The organism is Oleiphilus sp. HI0061 (assembly GCF_001635675.1).
Map to the genome: position 1 here is coordinate 1 of NZ_LWFE01001635.1, position 978 is coordinate 978.

At 44.4% G+C, this 978-nt stretch carries 3 protein-coding genes; all 3 read right to left on the minus strand.

The genetic code is table 11. The features are described 5' to 3' along the window. A partial coding sequence (locus tag A3735_RS32710) for an OB-fold domain-containing protein (RefSeq protein WP_369820560.1) occupies window positions 1-133 on the minus strand: 133 nt, incomplete at its 3' end. A 65-nt stretch (window positions 134-198) separates the two neighbouring features. Further along, a complete protein-coding gene (ruvC, locus tag A3735_RS25220; RefSeq protein ID WP_068638864.1) occupies window positions 199-717 on the minus strand; it encodes a crossover junction endodeoxyribonuclease RuvC in 519 nt (172 codons plus the stop codon). Window positions 718-737: 20 nt separating this feature from the next. Beyond that, window positions 738-978, minus strand: a 241-nt coding sequence (locus A3735_RS32155) for a hypothetical protein (RefSeq protein ID WP_231882650.1), incomplete at its 5' end; no start/stop codon positions are given.

Here is a 978-nt window from a genome sequence, read left to right on the forward strand (position 1 = left end):
CGCTAGCGCCCGCCTCAGGCAAAGAAAAAGACGTAGAAATTGGTACCTCGACTTCATAACATATGCCCGACACATTTAATAAAACACTCTGGGCACCCTTCTCTTCGACTATTCCTAGCAATTTACCAATCATCTAAATTATCTACCTTATTTACTATTGATTTCCCATTTTGTCGCCTTAAGCAAATCAGTCAATAACTACCGCATACGACCACCGCGACTTTGACTAACACCAGAAACTTGCAGCAACAGCTTCTCACTATTCGCATGGCAAATTGCTATTGCCAAAGCATCTGCTGCGTCTGCTTGAGGTGAGCTTTCAAGCTTTAACAGGTGCATAACCATTAACTGGACTTGAGACTTATCTGCCCCCCCCTTACCAACAACCGCTTGCTTGACCTTTCTAGCCGAATACTCGTTAACTTCGAGCCCTGAATTCGCGGCTGCAACAATGGCTACGCCACGTGCCTGACCAAGCTTAAGCGCTGAAGAAGGGTTCTTGGCCATAAAAACCTCTTCGATTGCAAATTGATCCGGTTGATACTGCTGAATGAGCTGTCCANCGGCTTGAAATATAACTAACAGACGGTCGGAAAATGCTCCATCCCCGGTACGAATACAACCACTTGCAACATAAGATAAACGCCCCCTATCCTTCGAAATAAGCCCGTAGCCGGTTACTCGTGAGCCGGGATCTATACCTAGTATCAGGGACATACTTCTAAACCTTTTGATTGTTAATCAGTATCAAGGCGGTAAAACCGCCTACCATTATGCCAGGTAATATTCTGGTACGAATCGGAAGAAAAAATGCCTTTAATCAAACTCAAATCTTCATTTCTAAATGGCCTCAAAGCGCGCGTTGAGGGAAGATCTGTTCCAAACATCAAAGCATTAGGATTAATCAGCACCATCTCTTGAAGGCGCTTAATAGGGTCAAAATCGACTCGACCAAAGCCGCAAACTTTTACATAAACG